Source organism: Serinicoccus sediminis, assembly GCF_004153545.1.
GTDB classification, from domain to species: Bacteria; Actinomycetota; Actinomycetes; order Actinomycetales; family Dermatophilaceae; genus Ornithinicoccus; species Ornithinicoccus sediminis_A.
The window spans coordinates 25,891-48,526 of record NZ_SDVA01000018.1 but is presented as its reverse complement, the minus strand read 5'-3'; the positions used below and the strand labels follow the sequence as shown (position 1 = coordinate 48,526).

Here is a 22,636-nt window from a genome sequence, read left to right as displayed (position 1 = left end):
GAGACGCCCCCGCGTCGGCAGCAGCATGACGTGGGCGGCAGTCCGCCGGGTTGGTAGCCTGCTGTTCATGTTCCGCCCGGTCGACCGATGCCCCGCTGGCACCGGCCTGTCCAGGGCGGGTGCGACGTGAGCCTGCTCTGGACCCTCGTCATCTCCGCGGTGACCGTCGTCGCGACCTTCCCGCTGACCAAGCTCCTCGGCCGGCACGCCGGCTGGCCCATCGCGGCGCTGTACCTCGCGGCGGCGGCGGCCTACTGGCCCGCGGCGTCGCAGGTCATGCACCACGGCACCGTCGAGTGGTCGGTCCCGTGGGTCCCCACCCTCGGCCTGGAGCTCGCCCTGCGGGCGGACGGCCTGGGCACCGTCTTCACCTTCATCGCCCTGGTCATCGGGGCGGTCGTGCTGGCCTACTCCACCGCATACCTCAAGCCGGGTCGCAACCTCACCTTCTACTTCTACATGGCGATGTTCACCGTCTCCATGGTGGGGCTGGTGCTCGCCGACGACCTCATCCTGCTGTTCCTGTGCTGGGAGCTCACCAGCCTCGCCAGCTTCTTCCTCATCGCCCGGTCGGGGTATGCCGGTGAGGCCGCCTCGATGCGCACCCTGCTCATCACCTTCCTCGGCGGGCTCGGGCTGCTGGGCGCGGTCACCGCGATCATCGTCCGCACCGGGACGACCTCGCTCTCCGAGGCGCTGGCGCACGAGGTGTGGGACACCAGCCCCGGTTTCACGGCCGCCGTGGCGCTGCTGGTCATCCTCGCGGCGTTCACCAAGTCGGCCCAGTTCCCCTTCCACGTGTGGCTGCCGGACGCCATGGCCGCCGCGACCCCCGTCAGCGCCTACCTGCACGCCGCCGCGGTAGTCAAGGCCGGCATCTTCCTGCTCATGCGCTTCTCCCCGGCCTTCCACGACGTGCCGGTGTGGAACGTCCTGCTCATCACCACGGGCCTGGTCACCTGCGGGATCGGCGGCTGGTTCGCGCTGCAGAAGACCGACCTCAAGAAGCTCATGGCCTACTCCACGGTCAGCCAGCTCGGGCTCATCGTCGCCACCATCGGCGTCGGCACGGAGTACGCCCTGGCCGCCGCGATCCTGCACGTCATCGCGCACGCGCTCTTCAAGTCGGGGCTGTTCATGATGGTCGGCGTCGTCGACCACGCGACCGGCACCCGCGACGTCCGGCGTATGCCGGTGCTCTCCAGCGCCATGCCGGTCGCCTTCTGGGTCACCGTCCTCGGCTGCGCCTCCATGGCCGGCGTGCCCCCGATGCTGGGCTTCGTCTCCAAGGAGAGCATCCTCACCTCGATGCTCGACTCGCCGTTCGGTGCGGTCGCCTCCTGGGCGGCCTTCCTCGGCGTGGCGCTCACCGCGGTGCTGACCTTCGCCTACTGCGCCAAGATCGTCTTCAACGGCTTCTACGACGGTCGCGGCCAGGCCAAGTGGCCCGAGGACCGCCCGCTGCACACCACCCCGTGGGCGCTCGGCACCTTCGCCGCCATCCCCATCGTCGTCGGCCTGCCCCTCGCCTTCGTCGTGGGCATCCTCGACACCCCGGTGGGTCGCGCCACGGCTGCCATGCTGCCCGCCGACGCCGAGGAGCCGCACCCGCACCTCGCCCTGTGGCACGGCATCAACCTCGAGCTCGTCACCTCGCTGGCCATCATCGCGGTCGGGGTGCTCGTCATCCTGCGCCGCCGCTTCTTCTTCCCGGCCCGCGAGCACGACACCTTCTCCTTCGACGGCGCCGACGTCATCCGGGTCATCAACGACTCCGCGGCCGACGTCGGCAAGTCGCTGGCCGCCCTGGCCCGCGCCGACAACCCCACCCGCCACGTCGCGGTGCAGTTCCTCGCGCTGGCCGCCCTCGTGCTCGGCGGCGTGGGTGTCCTCGTCGGCGGCGACCACCTGCTGCCGGTGCAGGAGGGGCTGGTCAGCCCGATCGACGCCGTCGTCCTCGTCATCATCGCCGCGGCCGTGGTCGTCCTCACCCGGGCCGACTCGCGGCTCGCGGCCGTGGTCGCGCTCTCCACCGTCGGCGCGGCCGTGACCGTCCAGATCTTCGCTCTCGGCGCCCCGGACGTCGGCATGACCCAGCTGCTCGTCGAGGCGCTGACCGTGCTCATGATCATGCTGGTGCTGCAGCGCCTCCCGCGGACCTTCGGACGCGGGCCACGGTGGGGCAACAAGGCGGCCTTGGCCCTGGCGCTGCTCGGCGGGCTCTCGGCCGGCGTGGCGGCCTGGGCCCTGACCGGTCGCCGCGACCGCAGCGAGATCGCCCTCTGGTACCTCAACGAGGGTCCGGTCGAGACCAGCGGCGACAACGTCGTCAACACCATCCTCGTCGAGTTCCGCGCCCTCGACACCTTCGGCGAGCTCACCGTGCTGGGGATGGCCGCCGCCGCCATGGTCGCCATCGTGTCCACGGTCCGCGACCGCTACCTCGACCCGCCCCCGGAGTCGGACCACAACTACGTGCCGCCTCCGGAGGTGCCGCTGGCCGGGGAGGGCACCACGGCATACCGCGCGATCAGCGAGGCGTGGGGCAACGCCGTCCCGATGCAGATCATGGTCCGGGTCACCGCGCCCCTGCTGGCGATCATCTCCGCCATCCTCTTCCTGCGCGGGCACAACTCCCCCGGCGGTGGCTTCATCGCCGCGCTCGTCGGGTCGGCCATCGTCGCCCTCATCTACCTCGCCACCTCCCGCGACCGCGCCGTCGGGCCCCCGCGGCTGCCCCTGCGCCTCGTCGCGGTGGGCGTGCTCATCGCCATCGGCACCGGCATCTGGGGCCTGCTCGGGCACGAGTCCTTCCTGGAGCCGCTGCACGGCTACGTCGGCGACGTCCACGTCAGCACCTCGATGGTCTTCGACCTCGGCGTCTACCTCGCCGTGCTCGGGCTCGTCATGGAGGCCTTCAACCTCCTGGGCGCCACCGGGGGCCGCGAGGGCACCCGGGAGCGGGCGGACGAGTCGGTCGAGGGCGAGATCGGCGGGCCGATGGACACCTCCCGCGGTGAGCGGTATGCCGAGACCCGGCTGGGGATCCCCGGGCGCCGGTCCACCTACCTGCAGCAGGACGTCCCGCCCCGACGAGGAGGTGACGCGCCGTGATCCTGCCCCTGACCATCGGCGTCCTGACCGCCGGAGCCATTTACCTCATGCTGCAGCGCGGCATGGTGCGCATCATCTTCGGCCTGTCCCTGCTCGCGCACGCCGCGAACCTGCTCATCCTCTCCGCCGGGGTCACCGCGTGGCGCGGCGAGCCGTTCCCGGAGGCCGCCGGGGCCGCCGACGCCGGTGACCCGCTGCCGCAGGCCTTCGTCCTCACCGCGATCGTCATCGCCCTGGCGGTGACCGTGCTCATGCTCGCCATGGCCGTCATCGGGCACAACGACGACACCAAGCGGATGCCCGAGACCGGGGAGACCCACCGCCGATGATGACCGCCGCCCTCCTCCCCTTCCTCGCGGTGCTGCCGATCGCCGCGTCCGCCGCGACCGTGCTGTGGCGCAACGCGACCTGGCAACGGGTCTGGCTGCTCGGCATACCGGTCCTCACCGCGCTCGCCGCGCTCGACCTGCTGCTGCAGCACCGGGACACCCCGGTCATCGCGGAGAACGTCGGCGCCTTCGTGCCCGGCGTCGCGATCCCCTTCGTGTCCGACACGTTCAGCGCGCTGATGATCCTGGTGACCTCGTTCACCGTGCTCATGTGCCTGGTCTTCATGACCGCCACCGGGGAGAACCGCTACCGGCTGGTGACCCCTCTGGTGCTCATGCTCCTGGGCGGGGTCAACGGCGCCTTCCTCACCGGCGACCTGTTCAACCTCTTCGTCTTCGTCGAGGTGATGCTGCTGCCCAGCTACGCGCTCATCGCGGTCACCGGCACGTGGCGTCGCCTCGGCATCGGCCGCACCTTCGTGGTCGTCAACCTGCTGACGAGCACGATCCTGCTCATCGGCGTCGGCCTGGTCTACGCCACCGCGGAGACGGTCAACCTCGCGCTCCTCGTCGGGGCCGGCAGCGACCCCCGCACCATGCTCAGCTCCGGCGTCGTGCTGCTGGCGCTGTCGATCAAGGCCGCCATCGTGCCGCTGCACACCTGGCTGCCGCGGACCTACCCCGCCACCTCGGCCTCGGTGATGGCCCTCTTCAGCGCCCTGCACACCAAGGTCGCGCTGTACGCCCTCTACCGCATCACCTCGACGCTCTACGAGGGTCAGCCGCCGTGGATCATGGTGCTCGCCGTCCTCGTGGGCCTGTCGCTGGTGGTCGGGTCCTACAGCACCTTCAGCGAGCGGGTCATGCGCCGGGCGCTGTCGTGGCAGATGGTCGCCGGGGTCGGGCACATCATGCTGGGCCTCATGCTGTTCACCCAGTTCTCCCTGGGCGCCGGCATCTTCTACATGATCCACCACATCATCACGATGGGCGCCCTCATCCTCGGCGCCGGGGCGATCGAGCAGACCTACGGATCGGGCCGCTACGAGCGGCTCTCGGGCATCATCCGCCGCGACCGGCTGCTGACCATCGGCTACGCCCTCGCGCTGATGTCCCTCATCGGCCTGCCGCCCAGCTCCGGCTTCTTCGGCAAGGTCGGGCTGGTGCAGGCGTCCGCGCAGGCCGGCGGTGCCTGGCAGGCCGTCTTCATCACGCTCATCTTCGTCGGCGCCCTCGGGTCGCTCGTCGCCATGCAGCGGCTGTGGGTGGGCGTGTTCTGGGGGCCCGACATGGAGGACTACCTCCCCGACTCGCCGGAGACCGGCCGCGGCGCCAAGGTCAAGCTCACCGACGACATCCGGGTCACGCCGCGGCTGCTGGCACCGATGGCGGTCCTGGTGCTGACCCAGCTGACGATGTTCGTCCTCGCCGGCCCGCTCATGCAGGTCACCACGCGGGCGGCCGAGGGCCTGGTCGAGCTCGCGCCCTACGTGCAGGCGGTGACCGGATGATCCCCAACCCGCTGCGCGTCGGGGTCTACGGCGCCTGGCTCGCCGGCGAGGTCATCCGCGGCGCGCTCCGCATCGGCGCCGACGTCGTCACCCCCGGGCTGCGCATGTCGCCGGCCATCGTGGCGCTGCCCCTGCACTGCGAGACCGACCTGGAGATCAGCACGATGGCCTCCTCGATCACCATCACGCCAGGGACCATCACCCTCGGCATCGCCCCCCGCACCGGCGACTCGCCCCCCACCCTCTACGTCCATGCGCTCTACGGGGCGGACCGCGAGGAGGTCATCACCGAGCTGCGCGACATGGAGCGGCGGCTGCTGGTCATGACCCGGGGTCGGCAGGCCGGCGAGCGGAGCATGCAGGAGGAGCCGTCGTGACCGTCATCGTCTGGATCACCGTCGCGATCCTGCTGCTCGCGGCCGTCCTCGGCCTGGTGCGGGTGCTGCTGTCCCGCGACGACGCCTCGGTCGCCGCGGTGAGCGACCTCGTCTACTTCTGCGCCGTCGGGATCTTCCTCATGGTCGGGCTCGCCGCGGAGTCGATCGTGCTCCTGGACGTGGCGTCGCTGGCCGCCCTCATCGGGATCCTCGCGACAGTGTCGCTGGCCCGCATCCTCACCAGGGGGCGCCGATGAGTGCCGTGCTGACCGTCATCACCGGGGTGCTGTGCATCGGGGGGGCCATCTTCGTCCTGCTCAGCGCCATCGCCATGCTGCGCTCGCGGGACGGCCTGTCCCGGATCAACGTGCTCTCCGGGGCGACCGGCATGGGCCTGCCGTGGATCGCGACAGGGGTCTACATCGAGCACGTGCAGACGCACGGCTTCGACGTCGTCACCCTCCTCAAGCTGCTCGTCGCCATCGCCGGCTTCGTCATCATGAGCTCGGTCGCCTCCAACGCCCTGGGGCGGGCCGCCTACCGCTCCGGCGCCCCCCTCGACCCCGCCACGGAGCCGAACGAGCTGGCCTGAGGGGCGACGCGGCATACCCGTCGGTCGGTGCCGGTCGTCTCCGGCACGGGTCCCGGTCGCTGCGTCAGCGGAGGCCGGTCAGGTCACCGCGTGCAGCGCGGCGAGCTCGGCCTCCATGACCTCCTCGTCGTCCGCGTCGAGGCGGACGTGCGCGAGCAGGGTGTGCAGCACCCGCAGAGCGCTGGCGGCGCGCTCGCCCCACGAGGAGAGGTAGCTGAACTGCCACCACCACATGGCCTCGGTGGGGCGTCCGGCGAGGTAGTGCTCCTGCCCGTGGGCGAGGTCTGCCGCCACCGCGACGAGGTCGTCCGAGAGGGAGCCGCGGGTCACCTCGCCGGTGATGACCGGGTCCTCGAGGTCGCAGTAGTCGTCGAGCCCGCCGAGCAGCGTGCGCAGGGCCTCCCGCACCCGCTCCAGGTCCGGGTCCGGGCCGGGGTCTGGCTCGAAGCGCTCGGCCGGCACGACGTCGACCAGAGCACCCAGGCGCGCCCCCGCGCCGCACAGCTGGCCGACGCTGAGCAGCAGGAGCGGCAGCGCGGAGGCGTCCGCCTCCCCGGACGCCACCTCCTCCAGGCTGGCGAAGTAGGCACTCACCTCGGCGTGCATGTCCTGCGCCGGTTGACCCCAGTCGTCGACCATGACCCCACCCTAGGGGCAAATCCGGGCTCGCGTCGGGGACGACGCCGCCCTCGTGGACCGGCGAGCCCGGCCCGGGCGCGGGTGGGTCAGGCCGAGGGGGTGCCGGTCGAGATCATCCGCCGCCCCTCGAAGGCGCGCCCGAGGGTGACCTCGTCGGCGTACTCCAGGTCGCCGCCGACGGGCAGCCCCGAGGCCAGCCGGCTGACCCGGACGCCGTCGTAGGGCTTGAGGAGGCGGGCGAGGTAGGTCGCCGTCGCCTCCCCCTCGAGGTTGGGGTCGGTCGCGATGATGACCTCGGCGACCTCACCGTCGGCCAGCCGGGCGACCAGCTCGCGGACCCGCAGGTCCTCCGGCCCCACGCCCCCGATGGGGTTGATGGCTCCGCCGAGCACGTGGTAGCGCCCGCGGAACTCCCGGGTGCGCTCGATGGCGGCCACGTCCTGGCTCTGCTCCACCACGCAGATCATGCTGGGGTCGCGCCGGTCGTCCAGGCAGATCCGGCAGCGCTCGGCCTCGGCGACGTTGCCGCACACCTCGCAGAACCGGACCTTCTCCCGGATCTGCAGCAGCGCGTCGGCGAGGCGGGTGATGTCGTCGGGGTCGGCCGCGAGCAGGTGGAAGGCCATCCGCTGCGCCCCCTTGGGGCCCACGCCGGGCAGCCGCCCCAGCTCGTCGATCAGGTCCTGGACCACGCCCTCATACACAGCAGGCCACTGTATGCCGTGGCCCTGACACCCGCGCACCGGCTCGCCCGGACGTCGGCCCGCCCGCCGTCGTCGCGGCTGCGCGCCGCCGCTCAGGCCGGGGTGTCGGGGGCGTCGCTGGAGCGCTGGGCGTACTCGCCGGCCCACTCCTGCCCGGAGAGCTCGAGGATCCGCTGCATGACCTCGTCGGTGAGCTCGCGCCGCGCCCGGCCCTGGGGGACGCCGTCGAAACGGTCGGCCACCCGGATCGGCGCACCGAACTCCACCCGCACCGTGGCCCGGCGCGGGAGGCGGCTCCCGACCGGCTGGATGTCCTGGGTCCCCTGCAGCCCGACGGGGACGACCGGGCAGCCGGCCTCCAGGGCCAGCCAGGCGACCCCCGTCCGGCCGCGGTAGAGGCGCCCGTCGCGCGACCGGGTGCCCTCGGGGTAGATGCCGAAGGCACCGCCGTCCCGGAGGTGCTGCAGGGCCAGGTCGAGGGACTTCTGCGCCGCCCGGGTGTCGTCCCGGTCGACGGGGATGGAGCCGACGCCGGTGAACCACTCACGGCTGATCCAGCCCTTGACCCCGGTCCCGGTGAAGTACTCGGACTTGGCGAGGAAGGCCACCTGCCGCGGGGCGGTGAGCGGGATGACGACGCTGTCGATGAAGGAACGGTGGTTGCTGGCGAGGATGACCGGGCCCTCCATCGGGACGTTCTCGCGGCCCACGACCTCGGGCCGCCAGATCGCGGTGGCCAGGGGGGTGACCACGGGATGGAGCAGCTCGTAGATCATGCCTGGGTCGTCCTCACGCCACGGGGTCGTCGTTGATGGCGATGACAGTACCGCCTAGGACGCTCTCCACCACAGGCTGCCCGACCGCGCCGGAGGTCGCCAGATCCTCGTCGTCCTCGCTCGGGTCGTCGCCGTCGGGCGTGCGTCCCGCCCGGCCCGTGGGTGGGGTCCGGCCCGCCCCGGGCGCGGGCGCGGGCGGGGACACGGGCGGGCCCGCCGGCGGTCCGTCGACGTCGTCACCGGACGAGGACGGGGAGGGCGCGTCGTCCACGCCGGACCCGGGTGCCGGGCCCTGCGTGGTCGCCCAGGAGGGCGCCCCCTGGGTGGAGGCGCGCTGCGACCAGTCCGGCTGGTCCGGTGCCGGGCCGCTCTGGCGTCCACCGGCACCGAGCTGCTCGGCCAGCCCGGGGCTGGCGCTCGCGCCCGTCTGCTCGTGGTGGCCGGGGCTGGGACCGGCGCCCGCACCGCCACGCCCGCGCACCCGCACCGTCCCGGCACCGGGACCCGGACCGGCGGGGGCCTGACCCGGGCTCGACGCCGAGTCTCCTCGGGTCCGCAGCCGGCCGCGCATGGGCGCGTCGGGGATGCTCTCGGGCAGAGAGGTCGGGCGCGCAGGCTCCGGCCGGTCGACCGCGTGGTGCGGCGCGCCGCCGTGGGCCGGCTCCCCCAGATCCTCCGGCGGGGCCCAGTCGTCGGGCTCCGGAGGCTCCTCCGGAGCTCGCTCGGGCTCGTCCTCGGGCGGCTGCGGCGAGTCTGGCGACGCGTCCTGGGCAGACGGGCCCGTGCCCTGGGGACCGTGGCCCGGGGCGCTCTGCCGCGGGCGGGCACCCCCCTCGTCACCTCGAGGTGACGCGGACGTGTCTTCCGGGCCGCGCCCCTGTGGCGGTGTCCCGTCCGTCGACGGTCGCCCTCCGGCCGGTCCCGGCGTCCCGTCCGGCGGGGTCGACCCGACGGGGCGCCCGGTGGCGGGTCCGCCTCCGGGGGTGTCCCCGGTGACGGCCGTCGAGCCCCCGCCCCCGCCGCCGAGGACGGTGGCCTCGATCCGGGTGTCGAGTGCGAGGGCGTCCAGGACCCCCTGCCGCAGCGCCTCCTCGTTGGAGGTGCCCATGAAGTGCCGGATCCACCGTTCGTCCGGCATACCGACGAGGAGGCGCCGACCGTCGAAGTCGACGACCTGGATCGACTCCAGCGCGCCGGCCGTGCGACGGCTGATGGACCGCACCGCGGTGATGATCTCCGGCCAGTGCCGACGCAGCGCCGCCGTGTCCAGGTGGCCGGGGGCCTGCTGCGGCGACCCCGGCTGCTGCGGCTCGGCAGGCCCGCCCCCCGGCGACCCGGCCCCGGGCGACCCGTCCCGCTGCGGCTGGGCGGGCCCCGTCGCGTCGGGTGCCCTGCCCGACGCGGCATCCTGCGGGCTCTCACCTCCCGGCTCGGCCGCGGGGCCCCGGGCGCCCGGCGTCTCCTGCCGGTCCCCGCCCCGCACCGCGGCCATCGCGGCCTGCCGCGGTGTCGGCCGGGCGTCGCCACCTCGCTCCTCGCCGGGGCTGTCACCGGTGCCGGGTTGGGAGGGCCCGGCGGGGACGCCCGCCGACGGGGCGCCGCCGGCGCCGAGCCGGCGCTCGATCCGGTCCAGCCGGGCCCCGTGGCCCTCCTCACCCTGGGCCGCGGGCAGCAGCAGCCGGGCGGCGAGCAGCTCCAGGACCAGCCGGTAGGAGACCGCACCGGTCATCTCCGACAGCCCCCGGCTCACCAGGTCGGCCGAGCGCGACAGCCCGGCGGCGCCGTGGGCCTGCGCCTGCCGGCGCATCCGCTCCACCTGGTCCGCGGGCAGCCCCGGCAGCAGGCCCCCGGCCTGGTCACCCACCGCGGCCAGGACGATGAGGTCGCGGTAGCGCTCGAGCAGGTCCTCGACGAAGCGCCGCGGGTCGTGACCGGACTCCATCACCCGGTCGACCTGCGCGAAGACCGTGGCGGCGTCACCGGCCGCGAGCGCCTCGACGACGGCGTCCAGGAGCTCCACGTCGGTGAAGCCCAGCAGCGCGGCCGTGCGCTCGTAGGTCAGGCCGTCCTCGCCCGCCCCGGAGATGAGCTGGTCGAGCACCGACAGCGAGTCGCGGACGGACCCTCCGCCCGCCCGGGTCACGAAGGACAGGACGCCCGGCTCGAGGTGCACGCCCTCGGCCTTACACAGCTGCTCGAGGTAGGCCGTGAGCCGCTGCGGCGGGACGAGGTGGAAGGGGTAGTGGTGGGTGCGTGATCGGATGGTCGCCAGGACCTTCTCCGGCTCCGTGGTCGCGAAGATGAACTTCACGTGCGGGGGCGGCTCCTCGACGACCTTGAGCAGGGAGTTGAAGCCCTCCCGGCTCACCATGTGGGCCTCGTCGATGATGTAGATCTTGTAGCGCGACGTCGCGGGCCCGAAGGCCGCGCGCTCGCGCAGCTCCCGGGTGTCGTCCACCCGCCCGTGGCTGGCCGCGTCGATCTCGATGACGTCGACCGAGCCGGCGCCGTCACGGGCCAGCGCCACGCACGACTCGCAGGTCCCGCAGGGCTCGGGGGTGGGGCCCTGCTCGCAGTTCAGGCAGCGGGCGAGGATGCGCGCGCTGGTCGTCTTGCCGCAGCCCCGGGGGCCGGAGAAGAGGTAGGCGTGGCTCACCCGCTCCGAGCGCAGCGCCTGCATGAGCGGCTCGGTGACGTGCTCCTGCCCGATGACGTCCGCGAAGGTCTCCGGCCGGTAGCGGCGGTACAGGGCGATGCTCACGGGACCGACCCTAACGGCCCCCACCGACGGACGGCACCGGGTCGTCCACAGGTCGCAGGATGGTGCTGCGGTGCGCGGCCCGGGTGAGCACGACGTAGAGGGCCCGCACCCCGCCCGGCGACTCGGCGACGATCGCGTCCGGGTCCACCACGACGGTGGCGTCGTACTCGAGGCCCTTGGTCGACAGCGGGTCGACGAGCACCACCTGGTCCCCTGACTCACCCCCGGCGAGCCGCTCGTGCCAGGACCAGGGCGCGATGACCGCGATCGACCCCGTGACCTGCGTCCGCAGGTCCTCGACCTCCGCGGCCACCCGCGCCGGCAGCTCGTCCGCACGGACCGTCAGGTCCCGCGGCTCGTGGCCGGTCTCCCGCACCGCCTCGGGGATGTCGGCGTCCGGCACGTGCTCGGTGATCAGCCGCGCCGCGAGGTCGAAGATCTCCCGGGCGTTGCGGTAGTTGGTGTCCATGTGGAACGCCTGCCGGGGCGCCCCGCCGAAGGCCTCCTCGCGCGCCTGCCCGGCCTCGGCGAGGTCGTCCCACGAGGCCTGCGCCAGGTCGCCCACGACCGTCCACGAGGCCCACCGGCCACGCCGGCCGAGCATCCGCCACTGCATCGGGGAGAGGTCCTGCGCCTCGTCGACGAGCACGTGGGCATACTCCTCGGTCTCCCCCACCCGACCGGCGAGCAGCCGCTCGAGCGGGTCGGCGGACCTGCGCTGCCCACCGCCGGCACCGGACGCCGACGACGGGGGCTCGGCCCGCCCGTCGGCACCGACCCGCAGCGCGGCCACGCCGTACTGGCTGGCGTCGTCGAGCTCCTCGATCTCGTAGAACCCGCGCTCCTCGCTGGGGAGGTCGACCACGGGCCCGAGCCGGGCGGCGAGGTCGTCGACGAGGGCCACGTCGGCCACGGTCCACGAGCCGAGCCGCAGGGCCTCCTGGTAGGACGCCGCGAGACCGGCGGCGTCCGCGGCACCGAGCCCGCCGAGCCGTCCCACCACGACCTCGTCGGCCAGCCACAGCAGCACCTCGCGCGGGTCCAGAGGTCGCCACCACTGGCGCATGAACGCCTCGACGTCGCCGGAGTCCCGGAACCGGTCCACGAAGTCGTCGCGCTCGCCGTGCTCCACCTGCGACCACGCGAGGTGCGCCAGGGCGTCCACCGCCGCGTCGTAACCGGCGTTGCGGTGGTGGTGGCGCAGCACCTGGCCGCGCGCCCGGTCGAGGTCGGGGGCGTCCAGCCGGATGGCGTGCCCGGCGACGAACGTCCGGAGCTGCACCGGCGCGCCGGGGATCGGCTCACGGACCAGGCGGGAGAGCAGCCGGCGGATGCGCAGGCTGCCCTTGGTCGCGGCGACCGCGGGCGGGTCGAGCCGGGTGGCGGTGATGCCGCCCAGGACGTCACCGAGCGAGCGGAGCACGACCGAGTCCTCCCCCAGGGAGGGCAGGACGCGCTCGATGTAGGCGGTGTAGGCGGCGGACGGGCCGACGACCAGCACCCCGCCGCCCTCGAACCGGCGACGGTCGGAGTAGAGCAGGTAGGCCGCCCGGTGCAGCGCCACGACGGTCTTGCCGGTGCCCGGGCCACCGGTGATCTCGGTGACGCCGCGGGCGGGGGCCCGGATGGCCTCGTCCTGGTGCTGCTGGATGGTGGCGACGATGTCGCGCATCCGGGCACCGCGGCTGCGGGTGAGGGCGGCCAGGAGCGCCCCGTCACCGACCACGACGACGTCGTCGGGAGCCTCCGCCACCATGAGGTCGTCCTCGACCCCGACGACCTGCACCCCCCGGCACCGCAGCACCCGACGCCGCAGGACGCCCTGCGGGTCCACGGGCGTCGCGCGGTAGAACGGCGCCGCGGCCGGGGCCCGCCAGTCCACGACCAGCGGCTCGTAGTCGTCGTCGCGCACCCCCAGCCGGCCGACGTAGCGGACCTCGCGGGTGGACCCGTCCTCGTCGGCGACCGCGTGCTCCAGGTCCAGCCGGCCGAAGACCAGCCCCTCGTGCTGGTGCTCCAGGGAGGCCCGGCGCCGGTGGGCCGAGTAGACCAGGGCGTCCCGCTCGAAGAGGCCGGCGAGCTCCTCCTCCCGCGGGTCGCCCGTGCCCCGGCGGTCCGTCTGCCCGCGGGCCATCCCCTCCGCGTGCACCAGCTCGACCCGCGCGGCGGCCTTGCCGAGCTCGGCGTAGACCTTGTCCACGTGCGCCTGCTCGGTGGCGATCTCGGCCGCGACCCTCTGGTCGGTCGTCGCCAGCTCGGTCATCCACCCACCTCCCGTGCGATCTCGAAGGAGCCGCGGCACCGCCACGGGCGGCCCCCGCAAAGTGGACAGTCTATCGGGCCGCTCGGTCAGACCCAGCCACGGCGGACCGCCTGCGCCCCCGCGTGGAAGCGGGTGGCGGCGCCGAGGTGCTCCATGACGTAGCGGACCCGACGCTCGACGGTGCGCACCGAGATGTCGCACCGGCGGGCGATGACCTGGTCCGAGGCGCCGCTGGCCAGCAGGGTGAGGATGGTCTGGTCGCGCTCGTCCAGGGGTGCCGCCGACCCGCCGACCTCCTTGCGCCGGGCGGCGTCCCGCATCGGCCCGTAGGGCGCCGCCAGCATCCAGGTGCGCTCGATGAGGCTGGAGACGGCGGCCACCGGGGCCTGCATGCGGGCCTCGAACGACCCCACCCCGTCGGGGTCGAACCTGCTGATGTCCACCAGGGTCGCGTCGTCGTCGCAGACGACCGCGGTCACCGGCACCCCGTTGCCGGTGCGGACGAGGGCGCCGTCGCGCACCGCCTGCTCCATCACCGCCACCGTGGCCGGCAGCTCCAGCAGGCTCGTGTCGAGGATCAGCCGCCGGTCCACCCCCGCCCGCACGGAGAGCAGCCCGGGGTCGTCCGCCGCGAGCTCCAGCAGCCTCCGGCTCGCGACCGAGCCGTCGATGGCCCACCACAGCCGCTCGGTCGTCGCCAGGTGCATCGCGGTGATGCGGCCGACGATGTCGTCGACGCCACCGAGGAAGTCCATGCCGGGCACGACCCGACGCACGCCCCCGTCCGCCGCCCGGCGCCACGCGCGCTCCAGCTCGCCGGCCGTGGCGCGGGCCAGCCGCAGCCGGTGCTCGGTCTCGGCGGCGTACCGGGCCACCGCCTCGCGTGGCGGCACGACGTCCCAGGTGTCCGGCGCGCCACCCGGGCGCAGGAAGCCGCGCGCCACCAGCTCGTCGGTGGCGTCGTCGATCTCGTCGTCGCCCAGGCCGCCCTCGCGCAGGGCGGCCCGCGAGGGGGAGCCGAGGCGGACCGCCCGGCGGAAGACGCCGGAGAGGAAGTCCTCGTAGGCCGAACCGTGCGGTCGCGCCGCCTGATGAGCGTCCATGAGGACATGGTGGCGGATGTCCGCCAACGGCAGCATTCCGACGCGCCGCGGCGTGACATCGACCCGTCGCGTGTGCGACTGTGGAGCGGTCGGCTCCGGCCGGCGCAGGGATCGTGTGAGTCGCGTGGGCAGCCCCCCATCAGCCCGCGTCGACCCTGCCCTGCTGACGGCCCTCCTGGGAGATATCCCCCCTGCCTCCCAGGAGGGTCGTCCTACGTCCGGGCCCGGGCCGCTGCCCCCGCCACTCACCCCGCCGCTCACCCGTGGCCGCTGCACCCCGCCGCTGCCGATAGGCTGCTGGCCCGTGGTGGTCCTCGTCCTCGGCTCCGGTGCCCGCGAGCACGCCCTCGTGCACTCCCTCACCCGTGACCCCTCGGTCGACGCGGTGCTGGCCCTGCCGGGCAACCCCGGTATCGCCGCGCTGGCGCGCTGCCTGCCCGGCGACCCCGCGGACCCCCGCTCCGTGGTCGAGGTCGTCCTCGCCGAGGGGGTCGACCTGGTCGTCGTCGGGCCGGAGGCGCCCCTCGTCGCCGGGGTCGCCGACGCGGTGCGCGCCGCCGGTGTCGACTGCTTCGGGCCGGGCGCCGGCGCAGCCCGCCTCGAGGGCAGCAAGGCCTTCGCCAAGGAGGTCATGGCCGCGGCCGGGGTGCCGACGGCCGCCGCGCACGTGTGCACCACCCTCGCGCAGGTCGAGGAGGCGCTGGACGCCACCGGTGCCCCCTACGTCGTCAAGGAGGACGGGCTCGCCGCCGGCAAGGGCGTCGTGGTCACCGAGGACCGCGGGGCCGCCCTGCAGCACGCGGACGCCTGCCTGTCCCGCGAGGGAGGGACCGTCGTCGTCGAGGAGCACCTCGACGGTCCCGAGGTCTCGCTCTTCTGCCTCAGCGACGGCACCGACGTCGTGGCGCTGGACCCGGCGCAGGACTTCAAGCGGGTCGGCGAGGGCGACACGGGACCCAACACCGGCGGCATGGGCGCCTACTCGCCGACGGCCTGGGCGCCGGCGCATCTCGTGCCGCAGGTGCTGGACACCGTCGCCCGTCCCACGGTCGTGGAGATGGCTCGGCGGGGTATGCCGTTCGTCGGCCTCCTCTACGTCGGCCTGGCGCTGACCCGTTCCGGCCCGCGGGTCGTGGAGTTCAACGCCCGCTTCGGCGACCCGGAGACCCAGGTGGTGCTCGCCCGGCTGCGCACCCCGCTGGCGGGAGTGCTGCGGGCCGCGGCGCGCGGCGAGCTGACGACCCTGCCGCCGCTGGAGTGGGACCCCCGCCCCAGCGTCAACGTCGTCGTCGCCGCCGAGCACTACCCGTCGACGCCCGCCACCGGTGACCCGGTCACCGGCATCGACGACGCCGAGCAGGTCCCCGGGGTGCACGTGCTGCACGCCGGCACGCGCGGCGGGCCGGGCACCCTGGTGTCCGCGGGCGGGCGGGTGCTGAGCGTCGTCGCCGTGGCCGACGACCTGGCGCAGGCCCGGGAGCGGGCCTACGAGGCGGTCGCCCGGATCGGCCTGCGCGGCAGCCACACCCGGCCCGACATCGCGCTCGCCGCGGCCGAGGGCCGCGTGACCGCCCCCGAGGAGGGCTGAGATGACCCTGACCGTCCCCGGGCACGAGCTCCTCTACTCCGGCAAGGTCCGCGGGCTCTACGTCCCGTCCGACCCACGGACCGGCGAGCGGGACGACACCCGGCTGCTCCTGGTCGCCTCCGACCGCATCAGCGCCTACGACCACGTGCTGCGCACGCCCGTCCCGGACAAGGGCGCGATCCTCACCCGGATGTCGCTGTGGTGGTTCGACCAGCTGGCCGACCTCGTGCCGCACCACGTCGTCTCCACCGACGTGCCGGACGAGGTCCGGGGCCGGGCGGTCTACGTGCGTCGGCTGACCATGCTGCCGGTCGAGTGCGTCGCCCGGGCCTACCTGACCGGCGGCGGCCTGGCGGAGTACGCCGCGACGGGGACCGTCTCCGGGGTGCGGCTGCCCGAGGGCCTCGTCGACGGCTCACGGCTGCCCGAGCCGGTCTTCACCCCCAGCACGAAGGCCCCGCAGGGCGAGCACGACCAGCCCATCAGCCTCGACCGAGTCCGCGACCTCGTCGGCCCCGCCCTGGCCGAGCGGGTGCGCGACCTCACCGTGGCCATCCTGGCGCGCGGCGACGAGATCGCCTCGGGCCGCGGCATCCTCATCGCCGACACCAAGGTCGAGTTCGGCGTCGACCCCGCCGACCTCCCGCCGCCCGGCCCCGACGGCCGCACCGACTGGCGGGCCGTGGACCCGGACCGTGCGGAGGTCCGTCTGGCCGACGAGGTGCTCACCCCGGACTCCTCCCGCTTCTGGCGCGCGCGGGACTGGGAGCCGGGGCGGCCGCAGACGTCCTACGACAAGCAGGTGCTGCGCGACTGGCTCACCTCCCCGGCCAGCGGCTGGGACCGCGCGTCCGACACCCCTCCCCCCGCGCTCCCGCCGGACGTCGTGGACCTCACCCGGTCCCGCTACGTCGAGGCCTACGAGGCCCTCACCGGCCAGACCTTCCACCCCACGGCCTGACCGGCCGCCCCCACCCGCCAGGAGCCCGCACCGACATGGCCGCCCCCGACCTCGTCCTCACCACCGTGCCGGGCGGGTCCGCCCTCTCCGCCTTCCGCGCCGAGGGCCTGCTGCGCCGGCTGCGCCAGGTGGCGCCCCAGGTCGACGCGGTCACGGCCCGCCACGTCCACGTCGTCGCGACCGACCACGGGCCGGGCCCGGAGGAGCAGGAGGCGCTGCGCGCCATCCTCGACCACGGCGAGCCCTGGCCGGGCGACGAGGGCGCCGACGACGGGGCCGGTGAGGAGCGGCATACCTCGCTGGTCGTCGTCACCCCCCGGCTCGGCACCATCTCGCCGTGGTCGAGCAAGGCAACCGACATCCTGCACAACTGCGGCCTGCGGGTGCGCCGCGTGGAGCGGGTGACCGAGTTCCACCTCAGCACCGAGGACGGGCCGCTGGACGAGCCGACGTGGACGGCCTGCGCGCAGCTCCTGCACGACCGGATGACCGAGTCCGCGCTCCCGACGCGGGAGGCCACCGCGCTGCTCTTCGCCGAGCGGGAGGCCGCCCCGCTGGAGCGGGTCGACGTGCTCGGGCGCGGCCGGCAGGCGCTGGAGGAGGCCGACACCGCCTTCGGGCTGGCGCTCTCCGCGGACGAGATCGACTACCTCGTGGAGTCCTTCACCACGTTGCGCCGCAACCCGACCGACGTCGAGCTGACGATGTTCGCGCAGGCCAACTCCGAGCACTGCCGGCACAAGATCTTCAACGCCGACTTCGTCATCGACGGCGAGGTCCAGGAGCACAGCCTCTTCGGGATGATCCGGCACACCGAGGCCGTCGCCGGCCGGGGCACCGTCGTGGCCTACAAGGACAACGCCTCGGTCATGGAGGGCGGGCGGGTCGCGCGCTTCCTCCCCGAGGGTGACGGCGCGGGCCACGGGGAGCGGTATGCCGTGCGCGAGGACACCGTCCACGTCCTCATGAAGGTGGAGACGCACAACCACCCCACCGCGATCTCCCCCTTCCCCGGCGCCGCGACCGGTGCGGGCGGGGAGATCCGCGACGAGGGCGCCACCGGTCGCGGCAGCGCGCCGAAGGCCGGCCTGACCGGCTTCGCGGTCTCGCACCTGCACCTGCCGGGCACCGAGGAGCCCTGGGAGACAGCCGATCCCGGACCGGGCGCCCCCGACCACCTCGCGACCCCCCTGGACATCATGGTCGACGGGCCGCTGGGCGCGGCGGCCTTCAACAACGAGTTCGGCCGGCCCGGTCTCGGGGGGTTCTTCCGGGTCTACGAGCAGACCGTGGACGGGGTGCGCCGCGGCTTCCACAAGCCGGTCATGAGCGCCGGCGGGCTCGGGTCCATCAGCGCCGACCAGACCGAGAAGGTCCGCTTCCCGGCCGGGACGCTGCTCGTGCAGCTCGGCGGGCCGGGCATGCGCATCGGGATGGGCGGTGGCGCGGCCAGCTCGATGGCGGCCGGCACCAACGCCGCCGAGCTCGACTTCGACTCGGTGCAGCGCGGCAACCCGGAGATGCAGCGGCGGGCGCAGGAGGTGATCAACCACTGCTGGTCGCGTGGCGCCGACAACCCGGTGCTCGCGATCCACGACGTGGGTGCGGGCGGGCTCTCCAACGCCTTCCCCGAGCTGGTCGACGACGCCGGGCTCGGCGCCCGCTTCGACCTGTCCGCCGTGCCGCTGGCCGAGTCCGGTCTGTCGCCCAAGGAGATCTGGTCCAACGAGAGCCAGGAGCGCTACGTCCTGGCGATCGCGCCGTCCTCGCTGGAGGACTTCGCGGCCCTCTGCGAGCGCGAGCGCTGCCCCTACGCCGTCGTCGGTGCCGCGCAGGCCGACACCCAGCTCGTGGTCGTCCACGGGCGGGAGCAGCTCGAGGGGCCGGTGGCCTCCGTGGACGCGGCGTCGGGAGCCGTCACCGACGACGCCTCCGGCCCGAGCGCCGACGACCCGGTGGACATGCCCATGGGGGTGCTGCTGGGCAAGCCGCCGCGGATGACCCGGGACGTGCACCGCGTGGTGCGGCGGACCGCCGAGCTCGACCTGGGCGGGTGGGACGCCACCGCCGTGCGGGAGGCGGCCTACGCGGTCCTGCGCCACCCCAGCGTCGCCTCCAAGCGCTTCCTCATCACCATCGGCGACCGCACCGTCGGTGGCCTCACCCACCGGGACCAGATGGTCGGGCCGTGGCAGGTGCCGGTCGCCGACGTCGCGGTCACGCTGTCCGACCACGTCGGGCTCGCCGGCCAGGCCATGGCCACCGGCGAGCGCATGCCCCTCGCGGCCGTCGACGCGCCCGCGTCCGGGCGGATGGCCGTCGGCGAGGCGCTGACCAACCTGCTCGCCGCCCCGGTCGCACCCCTCGAGGACGGCTCACCCCTGTCGGGGATCAAGCTGTCCTGCAACTGGATGGCGGCCTGCGGGGAGCCCGGCGAGGACGCCGCGCTGCACGACACCGTGCGGGCCGTCGGGATGGAGCTGTGCCCGGCGCTGGGCGTCTCGGTGCCGGTCGGCAAGGACTCGCTGTCGATGCGGACCCGGTGGACCGACGAGGACGGCACCCAGCAGCAGGTCACCTCCCCCGTCTCCCTCGTCGTCTCGGCCTTCGCCTCGCTGCCCGACGTACGCGGCACCCTGACGCCGCAGCTGCACGAGGGGTCCGCGCTGCTGCTCGTCGACCTCGGGGGCGGTCGGCACCGGCTGGGCGGCTCCGTCCTGGCCCAGGTGCGCGGGGAGTTCGGCGGGACGGTCCCGGACCTCGACGACCCGGCGCGCCTCACCGGGCTCGCCGCGGCACTGGCCGAGCTGCGGGCGCGGGGGCTCGTCACGGCATACCACGACCGCTCGGACGGCGGCCTCTGGACGGCGCTGGTCGAGATGGCCCTCGCCGGGGGCGTCGGGCTCGACGTGGTCGTGCCGGCCGGCGCGCTGCCCGCGCTCTTCACCGAGGAGCTGGGCGTGGTGCTCGAGGTGCCGGCCGGTCGGGTGGACGAGGCCCAGACGGTGCTGGGCGCCCACGGCCTGCTCGACCACGCGAGTGTGCTGGGCGGCTCGACGGCGGGGCGCCGGGTGCGGGTGCGCGCCGGGGACGTCCTGCTCGACGAGGAGCTCACGGAGCTGGCGCAGGCGTGGGACGAGGTGTCGTGGCGGATCGCGTCGCTGCGCGACAACCCGGCCTGCGCCGACGAGGAGCACGCCGCCGTGGGGCGCGACGAGCCCGGTCTGGTCGTGGCGCCGTCCTTCGACCCGGCCGACGACGTCGCCGCCCCCTACGTCTCGCGCGGGGTCCGGCCCCGGGTGGCCGTCCTGCGCGAGCAGGGGGTCAACAGCCACGTGGAGACCGCGTACGCCTTCCACCGGGCCGGTTTCGACGCGCTGGACGTGCACATGACCGACCTGCAGGCGGGCCGGGTCGACCTGTCCGACCCCGGACTGGTCGGGCTGGTGGCGGCGGGCGGGTTCTCCTACGGCGACACCCTGGGGGCCGGCGAGGGCTGGGCCAGGTCGGTCCTGTTCAACCCCGGCCTCACCGAAGCCTTCGCGGGCTTCTTCGCCCGACCCGACACCTTCGCGCTGGGCCTGTGCAACGGGTGCCAGATGTTCGCGGCGCTGACCGGGCTGATCCCCGGGGCGTCGGCGTGGCCGCGCTTCGTGCGCAACCGCAGCGAGCAGTACGAGGCCCGGCTCTCGCAGGTCGAGGTGCTCGACAGCCCCTCGCTGTTCTTCGCCGGCATGGCGGGGTCCCGGCTGCCGATCGCCGTGGCGCACGGCGAGGGCCGGGCCGACTTCTCCCGGCAGGGCGACGAGGCCGCCGTCGCCGATCTCGCCGCGGTGCGCTACGTCGACGGGTGGGGAGAGGCGGCGACGGCATACCCGCAGAACCCGAACGGCTCCCCCGGCGGCCTCACCGCGGTGACCACCCCGGACGGGCGGTTCACCGCGATGATGCCGCACCCGGAGCGGGTCGCGCGCAACGCGCAGCTGTCGTGGACCAGCGGCCCGGCGGAACAGGAGAGCCCCTGGTTGCGGATGTTCCGCAACGCCCGGGTCTGGGTCGGGTAGCGCCCCGGGCCCGCGGGTCGGCGATGAGTGCGGCGGGGTCGGTCGGTCGGACCTGACATGAGACACCTCCTCGTGCCCGGGGCCGGAGGACAGGCCTGGGACTGGCACCGCCTCGTCCCGCTGCTGGACGACGCCGTGGCCGTCGAGCTCCCCGCGGGCGACGACAGGGCCGGTCTGCGCGCGTATGCGGACGCCGTCACCGCCGCGGCAGGCCCGGACCCCGGGCCGGTCGTCGTCGTCGGCCACTCGATGGGCGGGCTGACGGCGCCTCTGGTCTGCGAGCGGCTGGACGTCCGTCGGCTCGTGCTGCTCAACGCGATGATCCCGGCGCCGGGCGAGAGCGGCGCGCAGTGGTGGGAGGGCTCCGGTCACTCGAGCGTCGACATCGGCGAGTTCGACGAGGTCCAGCACTTCTACCACGACCTGCCGCCGGACCTGCGGGCCGAGGCCCTGGCCCGGCCGGACGCGCGGCAGAGCGAGACGCCGTTCACCGAGCCGTGGCCGCTGACGGCGTGGCCGGAGGTGCCGACGGAGGTGGTCGCCGGCGCCGAGGACCGCCTCTTCCCGGTGTCCTTCCAACGCCGCCTGGCCCGCGAGCGCCTCGGGCTCGGGGTCACGGTGGTGCCCGGCGGGCACATGGCGGCGCTGAGCCGACCGCAGGAGCTGGCGGCGGCCCTGCAGCGCAGGTAGGGCCCGGAGCGGGAGAGCCATCAGGGCCGTCGCGCCCCCAGCGCCTCGTCCCGAGCACGACCCCGCCCCGGTGGCTCAGGTGTGCCGTGCCCAGGCGTCGAGCGCGGCCTGCACCTCGTCGTCGGTCATCGCGACCGGGGTCCCGACGATCCACTGGTGGCCGAACGGGTCCCGGAACCGGCCCTGCCGCGCGCCGTAGGGCTGGTCCGCCACCGGGAAGACCTCCGACGCCCCCTGCGCCAGGGCCCGCTGCATCACCGCGTCCGGGTCGTCGGTGAGGACGTCCAGGACCACGCCCCCGCCACCCCCCGGAGGGGCCGGGTCGGTGTCGTCGGCCTCCTTCACCTGCAGCTGGGCACCGCGCGGCAGGTCCAGCGAAGCGAAGACCACGGTGTCGCCGACGGCATACCTCGAGCGCGGGCGGGCACCCAGCACGGCCCGGTAGAACGCGATGGCCGCGTCGGCACCCCGGACGACGAGCTTGGGCGAGACCTGGACGCCGCTCATGCGCCCAGGCTGGCAGCGCCGGGCCGTGTCGGCAACCCCCTGCCCGGAGGCCGGGCGGCAGCGGTCCCGGGTCCAGGGTGCCCACCCCGACCGGCCTGCTGGGCGTCGCGGTGTGTCGGTCCCACGGTCTACGGTGCCGGTATGCCGCCGACGAGCAGCCCGCGCACCGACCGCCCGACCCTGCCGGAGGGGTACGGCCTGCCGGACGGCACGGAGGGCACCCTGGCCTGGGAGGACGTGGAGCAGCGGCTGCGGGAGGCCCAGCACTACTGGCTGGCCAGTGTGCGACCCGACGGCCGACCGCACTCGGTGCCGCGCTGGGGCGTGTGGCTGGACGGCCGGTTCTGGTACGACGGCGCCCCCACGACCCGGCACACCCGCAACGTCGAGGCCAACCCGGCGGTCACCCTGACCCTCGAGAGCGGCACCGAGGTCGTCATCGTCGAGGGCACGTCGCGGGCGACCCGGGCCGACCCGGAGCCGCTGGGCGCCCGGCTGGCCACGGCGTTCACCAAGTACGCCGACGCCGGCTACTCCCCCGGCGCCGACTCCTGGTCCGGCGAGGACGGCGGCGGGCTCCGGGTCGTCACGCCCCGGCGGGTGCTCGCGTGGACCAGCTTCCCGACCGACTGCACGCGCTTCACCTTCGGGGGCTGA

Annotated in this window: 18 protein-coding genes; 11 read left to right on the top strand and 7 right to left on the bottom strand. The window is 74.4% G+C overall.

Annotation, left to right across the window (positions count from 1 at the left end; translation table 11 throughout):
• Positions 1–126 precede the first annotated feature (126 nt).
• From EUS26_RS14380 to EUS26_RS14355, 6 genes are read left to right on the top strand one after another with little or no spacing between them, the layout of a single operon-like run.
• Positions 127–3,114, top strand: coding sequence for a DUF4040 family protein (locus tag EUS26_RS14380; RefSeq protein ID WP_130014519.1), 2,988 nt, complete (start codon positions 127–129; stop codon positions 3,112–3,114).
• Complete coding sequence (locus EUS26_RS14375) at positions 3,111–3,443, top strand: sodium:proton antiporter (protein ID WP_130014518.1); 333 nt, start codon at positions 3,111–3,113, stop codon at positions 3,441–3,443. Before EUS26_RS14380 ends, EUS26_RS14375 begins: the two co-directional genes overlap by 4 nt.
• The gene (locus EUS26_RS14370; protein ID WP_337590224.1) at positions 3,440–4,954 is read left to right on the top strand and encodes a monovalent cation/H+ antiporter subunit D family protein; all 1,515 of its coding nucleotides are present in this window, start codon (positions 3,440–3,442) and stop codon (positions 4,952–4,954) included. Before EUS26_RS14375 ends, EUS26_RS14370 begins: the two co-directional genes overlap by 4 nt.
• On the top strand, positions 4,951–5,331 hold the full coding sequence (locus EUS26_RS14365) for a Na+/H+ antiporter subunit E (protein WP_130014517.1): 381 nt from the start codon (positions 4,951–4,953) through the stop codon (positions 5,329–5,331). The genes EUS26_RS14370 and EUS26_RS14365 overlap by 4 nt, the downstream gene beginning before the upstream one ends.
• Positions 5,328–5,588 (top strand): transporter, encoded by a 261-nt coding sequence (locus tag EUS26_RS14360; RefSeq protein ID WP_130014516.1) that lies wholly within the window; start codon positions 5,328–5,330, stop codon positions 5,586–5,588. The genes EUS26_RS14365 and EUS26_RS14360 overlap by 4 nt, the downstream gene beginning before the upstream one ends.
• A complete protein-coding gene (locus EUS26_RS14355; protein ID WP_130014515.1) occupies positions 5,585–5,923 on the top strand; it encodes a cation:proton antiporter in 339 nt (112 codons plus the stop codon). The genes EUS26_RS14360 and EUS26_RS14355 overlap by 4 nt, the downstream gene beginning before the upstream one ends.
• A 78-nt stretch (positions 5,924–6,001) precedes the next feature.
• Here the strand turns inward: EUS26_RS14355 and EUS26_RS14350 are convergent, their stop codons facing one another.
• The 6 genes from EUS26_RS14350 to EUS26_RS14325 all read right to left on the bottom strand — a co-directional run bounded on the left by EUS26_RS14350 (position 6,002) and on the right by EUS26_RS14325 (position 14,169).
• Positions 6,002–6,562: a DUF5063 domain-containing protein gene (locus EUS26_RS14350; RefSeq protein ID WP_130014514.1), complete on the bottom strand. Its 561-nt coding sequence runs from the start codon at positions 6,560–6,562 to the stop codon at positions 6,002–6,004.
• An 86-nt stretch (positions 6,563–6,648) separates the two neighbouring features.
• Positions 6,649–7,266, bottom strand: coding sequence for a recombination mediator RecR (gene recR, locus EUS26_RS14345; protein WP_130014513.1), 618 nt, complete (start codon positions 7,264–7,266; stop codon positions 6,649–6,651).
• Between the two features lie 92 nt (positions 7,267–7,358).
• A complete protein-coding gene (locus EUS26_RS14340; protein ID WP_130014512.1) occupies positions 7,359–8,042 on the bottom strand; it encodes a lysophospholipid acyltransferase family protein in 684 nt (227 codons plus the stop codon).
• A gap of 13 nt (positions 8,043–8,055) precedes the next feature.
• Positions 8,056–10,803 (bottom strand): DNA polymerase III subunit gamma and tau, encoded by a 2,748-nt coding sequence (locus tag EUS26_RS17155; RefSeq protein ID WP_202865162.1) that lies wholly within the window; start codon positions 10,801–10,803, stop codon positions 8,056–8,058.
• A 10-nt stretch (positions 10,804–10,813) separates the two neighbouring features.
• Entirely contained in the window at positions 10,814–13,066 is a 2,253-nt protein-coding gene (locus EUS26_RS14330; protein WP_130014511.1) for a HelD family protein, read from the bottom strand.
• 86 nt (positions 13,067–13,152) lie between these two features.
• Positions 13,153–14,169 carry a helix-turn-helix transcriptional regulator gene (locus EUS26_RS14325; protein WP_165368633.1) on the bottom strand — a complete coding sequence of 339 codons (1,017 nt, stop codon included), beginning with the start codon at positions 14,167–14,169 and terminating at the stop codon, positions 13,153–13,155.
• 304 nt (positions 14,170–14,473) lie between these two features.
• On the opposite strand from EUS26_RS14325, the gene purD reads away from it, so the two are divergent.
• The 4 genes from purD to EUS26_RS14305 are packed head-to-tail and all read left to right on the top strand — an operon-like array spanning position 14,474 to position 21,472.
• Complete coding sequence (gene purD / locus EUS26_RS14320; protein WP_130014509.1) at positions 14,474–15,757, top strand: phosphoribosylamine--glycine ligase; 1,284 nt, start codon at positions 14,474–14,476, stop codon at positions 15,755–15,757.
• Position 15,758: 1 nt separating this feature from the next.
• Positions 15,759–16,718, top strand: a complete 960-nt coding sequence (locus EUS26_RS14315) for a phosphoribosylaminoimidazolesuccinocarboxamide synthase (RefSeq protein WP_130014508.1) — start codon at positions 15,759–15,761, stop codon at positions 16,716–16,718.
• Positions 16,719–16,753: 35 nt separating this feature from the next.
• Positions 16,754–20,782 carry a phosphoribosylformylglycinamidine synthase gene (gene purL, locus EUS26_RS14310; RefSeq protein WP_130014507.1) on the top strand — a complete coding sequence of 1,343 codons (4,029 nt, stop codon included), beginning with the start codon at positions 16,754–16,756 and terminating at the stop codon, positions 20,780–20,782.
• A 57-nt stretch (positions 20,783–20,839) separates the two neighbouring features.
• Positions 20,840–21,472 (top strand): alpha/beta fold hydrolase, encoded by a 633-nt coding sequence (locus EUS26_RS14305; RefSeq protein WP_130014506.1) that lies wholly within the window; start codon positions 20,840–20,842, stop codon positions 21,470–21,472.
• Positions 21,473–21,547: 75 nt separating this feature from the next.
• Here the strand turns inward: EUS26_RS14305 and EUS26_RS14300 are convergent, their stop codons facing one another.
• Positions 21,548–21,979: a VOC family protein gene (locus EUS26_RS14300; protein ID WP_130014505.1), complete on the bottom strand. Its 432-nt coding sequence runs from the start codon at positions 21,977–21,979 to the stop codon at positions 21,548–21,550.
• Positions 21,980–22,120: 141 nt separating this feature from the next.
• Here EUS26_RS14300 and EUS26_RS14295 point away from each other — a divergent pair, with 141 nt between their 5' ends.
• The gene (locus tag EUS26_RS14295; RefSeq protein ID WP_130014504.1) at positions 22,121–22,636 is read left to right on the top strand and encodes a pyridoxamine 5'-phosphate oxidase family protein; all 516 of its coding nucleotides are present in this window, start codon (positions 22,121–22,123) and stop codon (positions 22,634–22,636) included.

What these genes read in the sequence shown, in the direction of transcription:
- EUS26_RS14370 (WP_337590224.1), top strand. Translation starts at nt 3,440, where the DNA reads ATGATGACCGCCGCCCTCCTCCCCTTCCTCGCGGTGCTGCCGATCGCC.
- EUS26_RS14365 (WP_130014517.1), top strand. Translation starts at nt 4,951, where the DNA reads ATGATCCCCAACCCGCTGCGCGTCGGGGTCTACGGCGCCTGGCTCGCC.
- EUS26_RS14355 (WP_130014515.1), top strand. Translation starts at nt 5,585, where the DNA reads ATGAGTGCCGTGCTGACCGTCATCACCGGGGTGCTGTGCATCGGGGGG.
- EUS26_RS14350 (WP_130014514.1), bottom strand. Translation starts at nt 6,562, where the DNA reads ATGGTCGACGACTGGGGTCAACCGGCGCAGGACATGCACGCCGAGGTG.
- EUS26_RS14340 (WP_130014512.1), bottom strand. Translation starts at nt 8,042, where the DNA reads ATGATCTACGAGCTGCTCCATCCCGTGGTCACCCCCCTGGCCACCGCG.
- EUS26_RS14330 (WP_130014511.1), bottom strand. Translation starts at nt 13,066, where the DNA reads ATGACCGAGCTGGCGACGACCGACCAGAGGGTCGCGGCCGAGATCGCC.
- EUS26_RS14325 (WP_165368633.1), bottom strand. Translation starts at nt 14,169, where the DNA reads ATGGACGCTCATCAGGCGGCGCGACCGCACGGTTCGGCCTACGAGGAC.
- EUS26_RS14315 (WP_130014508.1), top strand. Translation starts at nt 15,759, where the DNA reads ATGACCCTGACCGTCCCCGGGCACGAGCTCCTCTACTCCGGCAAGGTC.
- purL (WP_130014507.1), top strand. Translation starts at nt 16,754, where the DNA reads ATGGCCGCCCCCGACCTCGTCCTCACCACCGTGCCGGGCGGGTCCGCC.
- EUS26_RS14305 (WP_130014506.1), top strand. Translation starts at nt 20,840, where the DNA reads ATGAGACACCTCCTCGTGCCCGGGGCCGGAGGACAGGCCTGGGACTGG.
- EUS26_RS14300 (WP_130014505.1), bottom strand. Translation starts at nt 21,979, where the DNA reads ATGAGCGGCGTCCAGGTCTCGCCCAAGCTCGTCGTCCGGGGTGCCGAC.
- EUS26_RS14295 (WP_130014504.1), top strand. Translation starts at nt 22,121, where the DNA reads ATGCCGCCGACGAGCAGCCCGCGCACCGACCGCCCGACCCTGCCGGAG.